This is a genomic window from Allobosea sp. 05T439, assembly GCF_056396005.1.
This window is the reverse complement of sequence record NZ_JBFTKP010000001.1, coordinates 277527-290056: the sequence shown is the minus strand read 5'-3', so window position 1 is coordinate 290056 and position 12530 is coordinate 277527. Positions and strand designations below refer to the sequence as shown.

The window sequence follows — 12530 nt, the reverse complement described above, 5'->3', positions numbered from 1 at the left end:
ATCACAATGCGTAGCTATCTTGATTTCGAGAAACCGGTCGCCGAGCTTGAGGCGAAGGCGGATGAATTGCGTGCCCTGGATGCAAAGGGGGACGGCTATTCTCTGTCCGAGGAAATCGGAAAGCTCGATGCCAAGGCAAACCAGGCGCTCAAGGACCTCTATGGCGCCCTGACGCCCTGGCAGAAGACGCTGGTCGCCCGGCATCCGCAGCGACCGCATTTCATCGATTACTGTGCGGCGCTGATCACCGAATTCACGCCGCTTGCGGGCGACCGCGCCTTCGGCGAGGACGAGGCGATCGTCGGCGGTTTCGGGCGCTTCCGCGGCCAGCCGGTCTGCGTGATGGGGCAGGAGAAGGGCAACAGCACCGAGACCCGCATCCGGCACAATTTCGGCATGCCGAAGCCCGAGGGCTATCGCAAGGCTGTTCGTCTGGCCGAGCTTGCCGACCGTTTCGGCCTGCCGGTTCTGAGCTTCGTCGACACCGCCGGTGCCTATCCGGGGATCGAGGCCGAGGAGCGCGGGCAGGCGGAAGCGATTGCGCGCTCGACCGAGGCATGGCTCGGTCTGCGCAGCCCGAGCGTCGCGCTGGTGATCGGCGAGGGCGGATCAGGCGGCGCCATCGCCATCGCTGCCGCGAGCCGCGTGATGATGATGGAACATGCGATCTATTCGGTGATCTCGCCGGAGGGCGCTGCCTCGATTCTCTGGCGCGATACGGCGCGCGCGCAGGACGCCGCGACCGGCATGAAGATCACGGCGCAGGACCTGCTGAAGTTCGGCATTATCGACCGGATCGTCAGCGAGCCCACCGGAGGGGCGCATCGCGATCCCGAGATGGCGATTTCGCGCGCTGGCGATGCGATCGCAGCTGCCCTGTCCGATCTCGCGGGCCTCTCGGCCGAGCAGGTCGTCGCCCAGCGCGAGGAGAAATTCCTCGCGATCGGCCGCAGCCTTTGAGCTTCGCAATCCCGCTGTTTACGCTTCCTTTACCGTATGGCCAGATCTGACCCCCTTGTGGTAAGGAACGGTCAAGCCTAACGCTTCACAACCATGATGAGCGGCACGATTTTGCCGTCTTGAGCATAGAAGGTCGGCGACGACCGCTTGATCAATGGGATCGACGACGTGGCAGCAAGACACATCGCCCTCGTGGCGCTCGTTGCTTTGACCCTGGGCGCCTGCGAAGAGGAGCGGTATCGCGGCTCTGCGCGCCATAACATCCCGATCCCATCGGCGACCTATGCGCTGATGTCCGAGAAGGGCATGAGCAAGGATCAGCCGATCCTGATCCGCTCCTACAAGAAGGAGTCGGAGCTCGAGGTCTGGAAGCGCAAGGGCGATGGCCGCTACGAGTTGCTGAAGACCTTCCCGATGTGCCGCTGGTCCGGCCAGCTCGGTCCGAAGGTCCGCGAAGGCGATCGCATGGCGCCGGAGGGCTTCTATGCCATCTCCCCGGGGCAGATGAACCCGAATTCGTCCTATTATGTCTCATTCAACATGGGCTATCCCAATGCCTATGACCGGTCCCATGGGCGCACCGGTGCGCATTTGATGGTTCATGGCGCCTGCTCCTCGGCGGGCTGCTATTCGATGACCGACGATCAGATCGGCGAGATCTATGCGCTGGTGCGCGAAGCACAGGGCGCCGGCCAGAAGGCCGTGCAGATGCAGGCCTTCCCCTTCCGGATGACGCCGGAAAACCTCGCCAAGCACCGGCTCGACCCCAATATCGCCTTCTGGAAGAACCTGAAGGAAGGCTCGGACTATTTMGAGGTCGCCAAGGATGAGCCGAGCGTCGGCGTCAGCGGCGGCCGCTATGTCTTCAACGGTGGCAATCTCGGCGCGGCCGTGGCGCAGAAGCGCCAGCAGGATGACGTCCAGGTTGCGGCGCTGGTGGCCAAGGGCACACCGGCGGTGAAGCTGATCTATGATGACGGCGACCAGCATAACTCCTTCAAGCAGGCTCTCGTCGCGGGCGGTTCCGATTCGCTGAACAGGTCGGCATCCTGGGCTTCGCGGGATGTCGGCATCAGCCGCCCGGACGCGCTGACCGTTGGCCCGCGCGTCGTCGTGCTGGACGACAAGGGACGGACCAAGGCGACCGTGCGTGCGGCTTCGGCGGACAATGAGGCCGTGCTTGCGGCTGTCGCCTCCGCGCCGGCCGAAGTGGCGGCGACGCCGGCTGCTGCTCCCGCTGTGGTGGTCAAGCCCGCCGCTGCGCCGGCCGCGGCCGTCGCCGCGACCCAGGTGGCCAAGGTCCTGCCGGGTGCTGCCCAGCAGGTGCCAGTCGTTGCCAGCGCGGTGCCGGCGGCCCCTGCCGTGGGCACCGTCGCTGATAACCGCCCCTTCTATCAGCGTGCGCTGAGCTTCGTGCCCTTGATCGGAGGCTCGGCGCAGCCTGTGGAGGCGCCTGTGGCCGCGCCAGTCGCTTCCGTGGTCCCGGCGAAGCCGACCAATGTGCGCACGCCGCTGCCGCCGCGTCGGGCAGACACGCTGCGCACGACGCAACTCGACCAGTCGAACGCTGCCTATTCGAGCCAGTCCGCGACCCGTTGAGTCTCCTTTGTCACGCATTCGATGCGTGACAAAAATATCACCAGATCCTGACTTCCTCGCAGAAGCTCATTTTGACAGCGCAGATGCCGCCCGAYGGGCGGCTTCTGCGATTTTCCTGTGCAGGATGCCAAAAAGCTCGTCTTGCTGAGAATCCGGTTCCATCGGCCTGATTGGGGCAGAAACGCGGCAATTCGCGCGCGGTTTCTGTCTTTTGACGGAGCTACTGATGGTTCTCGATCTGATACGTCTTCCGGCGACTGGCGCGGCGCTGTCGCTCGCCATGTTTGCTGGTGCGGCCCAGGCATCCGACCTGCCAAGCAAGAAGGGTCCGCCGCCGGCACCGGTTCCGCCGAGCATCACCTGGATCGATGCTGCGGTCAGCATCAAKGGCGTGACCGACTACGTTTTCCGCGGCATCTCGCAGACGGACCGCAAGCCCGGCGCCCAAGGCTCGGTGGAGCTGCAGTTCTATGACAACCTGTTCTATCTCGGCGTCTTCGGTGCCAATGTCGATCTCGCGACCAGCCCGCCCGCCGAGATCGACTTCTATGGCGGTATCCGTCCGAAATTCGGCCCGGTCACCTTCGACCTGGGCGTGATCCAATATTATTATCCGAATGAGAAGCGCTTCATCGACGGGCTCGGCGTGATCTGGACGCCGCGCAATACCGATTTCACCGAGCTTGCCGGCAAGGTCTCCTATAACTGGGAGGACAAGGCCACGCTCGGCGCCAATGTCTTCTATGCCTGGGACTGGCTCGGCACGGGCGCAACGGGCACCTACGCTTCGCTGACGGCCAAGTACAATCTGCCCTTCCTCGATGGTCTCTCGGTCTCTGGCGAGTTCGGCCGCTACTGGCTCGGCACCACCAGTACCAACATCGCGTTCCCGACGCCGATCCGGCTGCCMGACTACAATTACTGGAATGCCGGCCTGTCCTACACCTACAAGAACCTGACCGCCGATCTGCGCTATCACGACACCAACCTGTCCAAGGCCAACTGCTTCCTGCTGACCTCCGATCCGCGCGGGATCACCCGAGGCAACGCGGGAGGCGGCTATAGCTCGAACTGGTGCAACCCGACCGTAGTCGGGACGCTCTCCTTCGACATCACGGCCAGCAGCGTCGGGGTCTTCGCGCCGAAGTGACGCCGCGCGATCATGCAGGACAAACGAAGAGGGCCGCTCGTGAGAGCGGCCCTTTTTCATATTCCGAAGCTTGAGGCCACCGGGGTGTCAGGCGAACTGCCCGTGGCAGTGCTTGAACTTCTTGCCGGAGCCGCACGGGCAGGGCTCGTTGCGGCCGACCTTGCCCCAGCTCGATGGATCGGTCGGGTCACGGTCCACAACCGCGACCTCGCCCTCTTCGACTGCGGCATATTGCAGGCCGCTGCCGCCGTAATCGCCGAAGGCGGGAGCAGGCAGGGTATCCTGGGGTGGCAGGATGCCATCCTCCGGCTGATCGAAGCGGACCTCGATGCGCATCAGGTTGCCGGTGACCTGCTCGCGCAGATGGCCGATCAACCCGTCGAAGAGCTCGAAGGCTTCCTGCTTGTACTCGTTCAGCGGGTCGCGCTGGGCATAGCCGCGCCAGCCGACAACCTGGCGGAGATGGTCGAGCGTGACGAGATGCTCGCGCCAGAGATGGTCGAGCGTCTGCAGCAGCACCTGCTTCTCGACATAGGTCATGACCTCTTCGGTGTTGCGGGCGATGCGCTCGGCATAGGCCAGGTCGGCCTGGGTGCGGATGCGTTCGCGGAGTTCCGCGTCGGCGATGCCTTCCTCCTTGGCCCAGTCCTCGATCGGCAAATCGAGATTGAGGAAGTTATGGACGTCTTCGCGCAGGCCAGCAGCATCCCACTGCTCTGCATAGGCCTCTTCGGGGATGCGGCGGGTTACGACGTCCTCGACGACGCCGTGGCGCATGTCGTCGATGGTCTCGCGCACGCTCGCCTGGCGCATGAAATCGCGGCGCTGCTCGAAGACGACCTTGCGTTGGTCGTTCATGACGTCGTCGTATTTCAGGATGTTCTTGCGGATGTCGAAGTTGCGCGCCTCGACCTTGCCCTGCGCCTTCTCGACGGCCTTGTTGATCCAGGGATGGACGATGGCCTCGTCCTCCTTGAGGCCGAGCTTCTGCAGCATTCCGTCCATGCGGTCGGAGCCGAAGATCCGCATCAGATCGTCCTGCAGCGACAGGAAGAATTTCGAGCGGCCCGGGTCGCCCTGGCGGCCGGCACGGCCACGGAGCTGGTTGTCGATGCGCCGGCTCTCATGGCGCTCGGTACCGACGATGTAGAGTCCGCCAGCCTTGAGCACGCGCTGCTTGAAGTCGGCGACCTCGGCGCGGATCGCCTTGGCCTTCTCGTCACGCTCGGGCCCTTCGGGCATGTCGCGCAGATCGTGCTGGATCCGCATCTCGGCATTGCCGCCGAGCTGGATGTCAGTGCCACGGCCGGCCATGTTGGTGGCGATGGTGATCGCCCCTGGGGCGCCAGCCTGGGCGACGATATAGGCTTCCTGCTCGTGGAAGCGGGCGTTCAGCACGGCGAAATACTTGGATGGCTTGCCCTGGCGGGCGGCCTCATAGATCGGCTCCAAAGCGTTCGGAGCGCTGAAATCGATCTGCTTGAAGCCTTCCTTGCTCAGCATTTCGGCGACGAGCTCGGAGCGCTCGATCGACGTGGTGCCGACCAGCATGGGCTGGCCATTGTCCTGCGAGGCCTTGATTTCGCGGATAACGCCACGGACCTTTTCCTCGAAGGTGCGATAGACCTCGTCATCCTCGTCGAGGCGCGCGACGGGGACGTTGGTCGGGATCTCGAGCACTTCCAGCTTGTAGATCTGGAAGAACTCGTCAGCTTCGGTCGAGGCCGTACCGGTCATGCCGGCGAGCTTAGAATAGAGCCGGAAATAGTTCTGGAAGGTGATGGAGGCGAGCGTCGCGTTCTCGGGCTGGACCGTGACGTGCTCCTTGGCCTCCAGGGCCTGGTGCAGGCCCTCGGAGTAGCGCCTGCCGGGCATCATGCGGCCGGTGAACTCATCGATGATCACGACTTCGTCGTTGCGGACGATGTAATCCTTGTCGCGGGTGAACAGCGAGTGGGCGCGCAGGGCCTGGTTGACGTGATGGACCAGCGTGACGTTGGCCGCGTCGTAGAGATCGCCTTCCTTGAGCAGATCGGCCTGGCGCAGCAGCTCCTCGATATGCTCGTTGCCGGCCTCGGTCAGGGAGACGGCGCGCTGCTTCTCATCGACTTCGAAATCGGTCTTGACCAGCGAGGGGATGAGCTTGTCGATCATGACATAAAGATCGGACTTGTCGTCGAGCGGGCCGGAAATGATCAGCGGCGTGCGGGCTTCGTCGACCAGGATCGAATCGACCTCGTCGACGATCGCGAAATGGTGGCCGCGCTGCGACATCTGCGCGACGTCGTATTTCATGTTGTCGCGCAGATAGTCGAAGCCGAATTCGTTGTTGGTGCCGTAGGTGATGTCGCTGGCATAGGCGCGCTGGCGCTCGTCGTCATCGATGCCGTGGACGATGATGCCGGTGGTCAGGCCGAGGAAGTTGTAGAGCTTGCCCATCCATTCGGCGTCGCGGCGGGCTAGGTAGTCGTTGACCGTGACGACATGGACGCCCTTGCCTTCAAGCGCGTTGAGATAGGTCGGCAGCGTCGCGACCAGCGTCTTGCCTTCGCCGGTCTTCATTTCCGAGATCGCACCCTCGTGCAGCACGATACCGCCGATGAGCTGGACATCGTAGGGCCGCTGGCCGAGCACGCGCTTGGCAGCTTCGCGCACGGTTGCGAAGGCCGGCACGAGCAGATCGTCGAGCTTGGCGCCGTTCGCCAATTGCTGGCGGAATTCCTGAGTACGGGCCTGCAGCGCCTCATCGCTGAGGGCGGCGACTTCCTTTTCGAGGGCATTGATCGCGGCGACGCGAGGGGCATAGCCCTTGACGCGCCGGTCATTCGACGAGCCGAAGAGTTTCTTTGCGAGCGCGCCAAGCATGTCTGGCCTTCTTTCGGTGCCTGGCTCGCGGCGGCGCATGGTCATCATCCTGCGCCGACGGAAGCCGGATTATCTCAATTCGACCGCGTGTTTAGACGCGTGCGGGTGCGGGGTCCAGCGTCGCTTTTGCCGGAGCCGGCGCGCTGATCGTGAGGCATCGCTCGCCGGGATGTGGGGTTTTGCACCGCAGGTGCCAAGGGGATCGGTGGCGGGGATGTAAAAAGCGCCTGCGGATTACCGAAAAGCAATCTTCAGGCAACCTCTAAGTGGCTCAATCGCCTTGCCTTCGCCGTGTTCAACTGGCAGTGGAGCGCCAGCATTATTCTGGACATCAGCGAAAGGCCGTCCCGATGAAATTGTCCCGTTTCGCCATGCTGCCGCTTGGGCTTGCATTGGCCGGCGCACCGATGCTTGCCCTGCCGGCCTTCGCTCAGGCGGACAAGGTCGTGGCCAAGGTCGACGGAATCGCGATCACCGAGCGCGACATGACGCTTGCCAGCGAAGATCTGGGCGAACGCCTCGCGCAGCTCCCCGAAGACCGCAAGCGCGACGAGGTGATCAACTACCTCGTCGACCTCAAGCTTGGGGCCAAGGCTGCCGTAGCAGCCAAGATCGCGGAAGGGCCGGATTTCGCGTCGCGCCTCGCCTATTACCGCGAGAAGGTGCTGCTCGACGAGTATCTGACGCGCGAGGCCAAGAAGGCTGCGACGCCGGAAGCGGCGAAGAAGCTCTTCGAAGATACCGTCAAGGCCATGGCGCCCGAGGAAGAGGTGCATGCGCGCCACATCCTGGTCGAGGATGAAGCCAAGGCCAAGGACGCTGCGGCACGGGTGAAGAAGGGCGAGGATTTCGCCAAGGTCGCAGCCGAGCTCTCCAAGGATCCTGGTTCGGGCAAGGAAGGCGGCGATCTCGGCTGGTTCACGAAGGAGCGCATGGTTCCGCAGTTCTCGGAGGCTGCCTTCAAGCTCGAGAAGGGACAGATCTCGGAGCCGGTGCAGAGCCAGTTTGGGTGGCATGTCATCAAGGTCGAGGACAAGCGCTCCAAGCCGCTGCCCAAGTTCGAGGATGTCAAGCCGCAGATCGACCAGTATCTCGAGCGCAAGGCCCAGCAGGACATCGTGCTGGCGATGCGCGAGAAGGCCAAGGTCGAGCGGCTGGACAAGCCAGCCGAGAAGCCCGCGGACAAGCCGGCCGAGCCGAAGAAGCCCTGAGCGGCTGATCGTTGCTCCGTTCCCGGGCCTGGCCCGGTAATTTCAGGGAGAATTGCGACATGATGCCCGGGGCAAACCCKGGCATCATGCGTTTGGGCTCTGCATTTCCAACTCTTGTCTTCCGTCCGCTGCTGCGGCACATCGGACGCCTCGTTTCAGGAGATGCTTCGATGGCTGGCAAGGATGTTCCCGTTTCCCCGCTCGCGCCGAAACGCCAGCCCAAGGTCCCGGCCGTGCCGGGCGTGCGTTTTGCCACCGCCGAAGCGGGCATTCGCTACAAGGGGCGGACAGATGTGGTCTTCATGCTGCTCGACGAGGGTACGCAGGCCGCCGGTGTCTTCACCCGCTCGAAATGCCCCTCCGCGCCGGTCGACTGGTGCCGTGAGAACCTGGCGCAAGGCAAGGCGCGGGCGATCGTCGTCAATTCCGGCAACGCCAATGCCTTTACCGGCCTCAAGGGCCGCGATTCCGTCAAGCTGACCGCCGAGATCGCCGCCAAGGCGGCCGGCTGCAAGCCGCAGGAGGTTTTCATCGCCTCCACAGGCGTGATCGGCGAGCCGCTGGATGCGACGAAGTTCGAGGGCGTCCTGAAGGACTGCGCCTCCCGCGCGGCGGACGGCCCGTGGATCGATGCGGCCAAGGCGATCATGACCACCGACACCTTCCCCAAGGCGCTCTCGCGTAAGGCGAAGATCGACGGGCATGAGGTGGTCATCGCCGGCATTGCCAAGGGCGCCGGCATGATCGCGCCCGACATGGCGACGATGCTCTCCTTCGTCTTCACCGACGCGCCGATTGCCGCGCCGGTGTTGCAGGCGCTGCTTTCCAAGGGCGTCAAGGGTTCATTCAATGCCGTCACGGTCGACAGCGACACCTCGACCTCCGACACGCTGATGCTGTTCGCCACGGGGAAGGCGGCGGCGCGCGGCGTGCCGGAGATCACCGAGGTCAATGATGCACGCCTCTCCGGCTTCAAGCGTGCGCTCAATGCATTGCTTCTCGAGCTGTCCCATCTCGTCTGCAAGGACGGCGAAGGTGCGCGGAAATTCGTCGAGGTGCGGGTCACCGGTGCCACCTCCGCGCGCTCTGCCAAGCGCGTTGCGCTCTCGATCGCGAATTCGCCGCTGGTCAAGACGGCGATCGCCGGCGAGGACGCCAATTGGGGCCGCGTCGTCATGGCCGTCGGCAAGGCCGGCGAGCCGGCCGATCGCGACAGGCTCGACATCTCCTTCGGCGACATCACGGTCGCGAAGCAGGGCGCCCGTGCGCCGTCCTATGACGAGACCGCCGTCTCCGACTACATGAAGGGCGACGACATCGTCATCACGGCCGATCTCGGGCTGGGCCGGGGCAAGTCCACCGTCTGGACCTGCGATCTCACCAAGGCCTATGTCGAGATCAATGGCGATTATCGCTCCTGAGGCGACCGCTCCGGCTGAACCCAGCCGGAGCTTCATCGTCGGCAATCTGTTCCTCTGCTCGTTCTTCTGGGGCTGCAGCTTCCTGTTCATCAAGCTGATGAGCGGCGAGGTGCCGCCGCTGGCCGTCGCGGCGGGGCGCGGTCTGCTCGGGGCGACAGCGCTGGCCCTTTGGGTGAGCTTTCTCGGGCAGAGCCCATTGCCCCGGCGGCATGAACTCCGGCACTGGCTCGTGCTCGGCACCACCAATGGCTGGGTGCCGAATGTGCTCGTCGCCTATGCGCTGACGCAGCTCGCCAGCGGGCCTGCGGCGATGATCCAGGCCGCCGGTCCGCTGGTGACCGCGATCTTCGCGCATTTTCTCTTTGCGGAGGAGCGGCTTTCCGGCCGCCGTGTCCTTGGCGTCCTGCTCGGGATGGTCGGCGTCGCGATCCTGATCGGCCCCCGCCTGGTCGCAGGCGGCGCGACTGCCTATGGCGTCGCCGCCATGGTCGGTGTGATGCTGGCCTATGCTGCCGGGAATCTCTATGTCCGTGCCGTGCCTGCCCCAGCCGGAAATCCCGCGCGCCTCGCGCTCGGCCAGCAGGTCGTCTCCGGGATTGTCGCGCTTGGGCTGACACTCGTCTTCATCGGGCCCGCCGGACTGCTTCCGATCCAGAATCACCTGCCTGTCATGCTAGCGCTCGGAGTCGCCTCGACGGCGGTCCCGATGGCGATCTTCATGAAGCTGATCCGTGCGGCGGGGCCGACGCGGGCGGCGATGACCGGCTATCTCGTTCCCACCGTCGCGACCGTCATGGGTGTGCTCATCCTTGGTGAAACACTGGAGCTGCGGCAGCTCGTCGGGGGCTGCATCATCCTCGTCGGGGTGTTTCTGGTCTCGACGGCACGACGGGTGAGGGAGGCCTGAGCCGCACCCGGGGGCGGCGCTTGCCTTGCTCCTCGGGGCCGAGCGTCCTCGCGAAGGAGATCCGGCCGCGAGGCGGATGCGCTCACCGGAACAGACGGTTCGGCCTATGACGCGGCCACCGTTGACGGTAAGGAGCGTGAGCCATCGCCTCCTCTCCGGGACCTGAGCCTTCGTGAAACTGCTTCTCGTTGTTGCCTGTGCACTGATCGATACCGACAACCGCGTTCTCGTCACGCAGCGTCCGGAGGGCAAGTCGCTTGCCGGACTGTGGGAATTCCCCGGCGGCAAGCTCGAAGCGGGGGAGCGGCCGGAGCCGGCGCTGATCCGCGAGCTGTCTGAGGAACTCGGCATCAGCGTGAAAGAGGACTGCCTGGCGCCCCTGACCTTCGCGAGCTACGCCTATCCGGAATTCCACCTGCTGATGCCGCTCTATATCTGCCGGCGTTGGGAAGGTGCGGTCGTCTCCGCAGAAGGTCAGGCGCTGAAATGGGTGCGGCCCGGCAAGCTGCGGGATCTCGCCATGCCGCCGGCCGACGAGCCGCTGATCCCGCACCTGATCGATCTCTTGGGGGCGTGACGGGCTGTTCGAGGCCGCGTCAGGCCCGGGAGAGGACCTTCTGGAAACAGGTCGACTGCGTGTCGGTATAGCCCAGGTGCTCGTAGAACTGCTTGACCCTGGCGTTGTCGCCGCGGACGAGCAGGTTCAGCTTCCACACCCCACGTTCGGCGAGCCAGTGCTCGGCCGCGTCCATGATGCGGCGGCCAAGGCCCTGGCCCTGATGCTCCGGATCAGCCGCGACGTAGTAGACCCAGCCGCGATGTCCATCCTCGCCGACCATCACCGTTGCGACGATCGTGCCGTCCAGCACTGCGACCAGGACGGTCGAGTGCGAATCACGGCGAGCAAAGGCGATATCGGTTTCAGGGTCGTTCCAGGGGCGCGCGATGCCGGCGGCGCGCCAGAGAGAGCTGACCTGTTCGACGTCATCATCGCCGATATCGCGGATCAAGAGTGAGTCCGTCACGCGCTACCCCTCGGTTCAGGCACTTGGCTCTCGTGTCTGCATCGGCTTTCCGGAAAACCGCAATCCACTTTTCGGGCCGATGCTTTAGCGATCCGCGACCAATTCCAACGTCACGATCAAGGCCTCCCGCGTCAGCTCCGCCATTGGCATCTGCGCCTTGTAGGCCCTGGTCTTCTCACCGGGGTTCATCACCAGGATCACCGTCTCGGTGCCGGGGCAGGCGGGGTCTGCACAGAGGATCTCGTTGACGGCGATCGCGGCCCGCTCCGGCAGGCCGAGGAGGTCCCGGGTCTCGGCCTTGATCCGGGTGGCCGCTTCCGAAGCGACGGCCTTGCCCGCAGGGTCCTTGCCGAAGAGGCCGAAGCGCATCGCTCAGGTCGGCAGGGTCAGGATGCCGGCCGCACCATCCTCGGCGCCGAAGGCGAGGCGCTTGCCAAGCTTGTCCCAGGCGAAGGCCGTGATACCGCTGGCCTTGAGCGGAGGGCGCACCAGCAGCTCGGAGGCATCGGTCAGCCGGACCAGCAGGATGCAGCCATCGTCATAGCCGACGGCCAGCACGAGCGCCTTGGGGTGGAAGGCGACGCGGGTGACCTTGGCATGGCGCGCGCCGCACTCGCGCGGGGCCTTGCCCGTCGGGCCTTCGCCCTGGAAGGGCCAGATGATGGCCGCATCCGCGCCGCTGGAGGCGAGCCAGAGCCCGTCATGCGACCAGGACAGCGAGCGTGGCTTTGCCGGATAGCCTGTCATGCGCATATGCGTCGGCTTGTCGCCGAGGCGCCAGCCGTGCAGCGCGTTCTCCTGCATCGACGAGACGACGAAGCGGCCGTCGGCGGACCAGGTCACGTCGAGATGCGACCCCTTCCATTCCAGGAATTCAGGCTTCGCTTCGGTGTTCGGATACCAGAGCGAGACGCCGTTCATCTGCGCGACGGCGAGCCTGTACCCCTTAGGTGCAAAGACGAGGCCCTGCGGTGTCGAGGCGAAGTCGAAGGACCGGAGCTTGCCCTTGTCGTCGCGGGCATGGACGGTCTTTCCGGTGTTCCAGGCGATGGCACCCGAGCCTGAGAACGTCACGGCATCGATCCAGCGCCGCTTGGGATCACGGTAGATCTCGACCGGCTCACCCTCGGCCGCCGTGGCGACGACACGTCCGTCATCGCCGCCGCTGATCAGGCGCTCGCCATCGGAGCAGGCGGAGAGGATACCGCCAGCATGGGCGTCAATGCTCTCGGCCTCACCGTCATGCCAGCGCAGCACGCGCCCGTCGGCGAGCGCAAACACCAGCGTCTGCTTGAGCCATGAAGCCGAGACGACATGCTCGCCGGCCGTGACCGGGACGACATGCTCGCGGAGCGAAACGGGTTTTGTCTGCGTGTCCATGGCGTGGCTTTA

Annotated in this window: 11 protein-coding genes; 7 read left to right on the top strand and 4 right to left on the bottom strand. The window is 64.7% G+C overall.

The window, feature by feature from the left end; all coding sequences use genetic code 11:
* Positions 1 to 6: 6 nt before the first annotated feature.
* The 3 genes from AC1DIO_RS01285 to AC1DIO_RS01275 all read left to right on the top strand — a co-directional run bounded on the left by AC1DIO_RS01285 (position 7) and on the right by AC1DIO_RS01275 (position 3709).
* The gene (locus AC1DIO_RS01285) at positions 7 to 960 is read left to right on the top strand and encodes an acetyl-CoA carboxylase carboxyltransferase subunit alpha (protein WP_441504299.1); all 954 of its coding nucleotides are present in this window, start codon (positions 7 to 9) and stop codon (positions 958 to 960) included.
* A gap of 168 nt (positions 961 to 1128) precedes the next feature.
* The gene (locus AC1DIO_RS01280; protein ID WP_476853043.1) at positions 1129 to 2559 is read left to right on the top strand and encodes a L,D-transpeptidase family protein; all 1431 of its coding nucleotides are present in this window, start codon (positions 1129 to 1131) and stop codon (positions 2557 to 2559) included.
* A gap of 226 nt (positions 2560 to 2785) precedes the next feature.
* Complete coding sequence (locus AC1DIO_RS01275; protein ID WP_476853042.1) at positions 2786 to 3709, top strand: TorF family putative porin; 924 nt, start codon at positions 2786 to 2788, stop codon at positions 3707 to 3709.
* Between the two features lie 87 nt (positions 3710 to 3796).
* Here AC1DIO_RS01275 and secA read toward each other — a convergent pair whose 3' ends face one another.
* Positions 3797 to 6574 (bottom strand): preprotein translocase subunit SecA, encoded by a 2778-nt coding sequence (gene secA, locus AC1DIO_RS01270; RefSeq protein WP_476832215.1) that lies wholly within the window; start codon positions 6572 to 6574, stop codon positions 3797 to 3799.
* Positions 6575 to 6924: 350 nt separating this feature from the next.
* On the opposite strand from secA, the gene AC1DIO_RS01265 reads away from it, so the two are divergent.
* The 4 genes from AC1DIO_RS01265 (at position 6925) to mutT (ending at position 10690) form a co-directional block, all read left to right on the top strand.
* Positions 6925 to 7785, top strand: coding sequence for a peptidylprolyl isomerase (locus AC1DIO_RS01265; protein ID WP_441487861.1), 861 nt, complete (start codon positions 6925 to 6927; stop codon positions 7783 to 7785).
* A gap of 170 nt (positions 7786 to 7955) precedes the next feature.
* Positions 7956 to 9206: a bifunctional glutamate N-acetyltransferase/amino-acid acetyltransferase ArgJ gene (argJ, locus tag AC1DIO_RS01260; RefSeq protein ID WP_441487862.1), complete on the top strand. Its 1251-nt coding sequence runs from the start codon at positions 7956 to 7958 to the stop codon at positions 9204 to 9206.
* Positions 9187 to 10113 (top strand): DMT family transporter, encoded by a 927-nt coding sequence (locus AC1DIO_RS01255; protein WP_476832214.1) that lies wholly within the window; start codon positions 9187 to 9189, stop codon positions 10111 to 10113. Before argJ ends, AC1DIO_RS01255 begins: the two co-directional genes overlap by 20 nt.
* A 172-nt stretch (positions 10114 to 10285) precedes the next feature.
* The gene (mutT, locus tag AC1DIO_RS01250) at positions 10286 to 10690 is read left to right on the top strand and encodes an 8-oxo-dGTP diphosphatase MutT (protein WP_069879059.1); all 405 of its coding nucleotides are present in this window, start codon (positions 10286 to 10288) and stop codon (positions 10688 to 10690) included.
* A 19-nt stretch (positions 10691 to 10709) separates the two neighbouring features.
* Here mutT and AC1DIO_RS01245 read toward each other — a convergent pair whose 3' ends face one another.
* From AC1DIO_RS01245 to AC1DIO_RS01235, 3 genes are all read right to left on the bottom strand, one after another.
* Positions 10710 to 11138 (bottom strand): GNAT family acetyltransferase, encoded by a 429-nt coding sequence (locus AC1DIO_RS01245; RefSeq protein WP_476824609.1) that lies wholly within the window; start codon positions 11136 to 11138, stop codon positions 10710 to 10712.
* Between the two features lie 84 nt (positions 11139 to 11222).
* A complete protein-coding gene (locus AC1DIO_RS01240; protein WP_441487865.1) occupies positions 11223 to 11507 on the bottom strand; it encodes a hypothetical protein in 285 nt (94 codons plus the stop codon).
* 3 nt (positions 11508 to 11510) lie between these two features.
* Positions 11511 to 12518 carry a WD40 repeat domain-containing protein gene (locus AC1DIO_RS01235; protein WP_476832212.1) on the bottom strand — a complete coding sequence of 336 codons (1008 nt, stop codon included), beginning with the start codon at positions 12516 to 12518 and terminating at the stop codon, positions 11511 to 11513.
* Positions 12519 to 12530: the final 12 nt, after the last annotated feature.

Coding starts and splice junctions, on each gene's coding strand:
- AC1DIO_RS01285 (WP_441504299.1), top strand. CDS start 7: ATGCGTAGCTATCTTGATTTCGAGAAACCGGTCGCCGAGCTTGAGGCG.
- secA (WP_476832215.1), bottom strand. CDS start 6,574: ATGCTTGGCGCGCTCGCAAAGAAACTCTTCGGCTCGTCGAATGACCGG.
- AC1DIO_RS01265 (WP_441487861.1), top strand. CDS start 6,925: ATGAAATTGTCCCGTTTCGCCATGCTGCCGCTTGGGCTTGCATTGGCC.
- argJ (WP_441487862.1), top strand. CDS start 7,956: ATGGCTGGCAAGGATGTTCCCGTTTCCCCGCTCGCGCCGAAACGCCAG.
- AC1DIO_RS01255 (WP_476832214.1), top strand. CDS start 9,187: ATGGCGATTATCGCTCCTGAGGCGACCGCTCCGGCTGAACCCAGCCGG.
- AC1DIO_RS01240 (WP_441487865.1), bottom strand. CDS start 11,507: ATGCGCTTCGGCCTCTTCGGCAAGGACCCTGCGGGCAAGGCCGTCGCT.
- AC1DIO_RS01235 (WP_476832212.1), bottom strand. CDS start 12,518: ATGGACACGCAGACAAAACCCGTTTCGCTCCGCGAGCATGTCGTCCCG.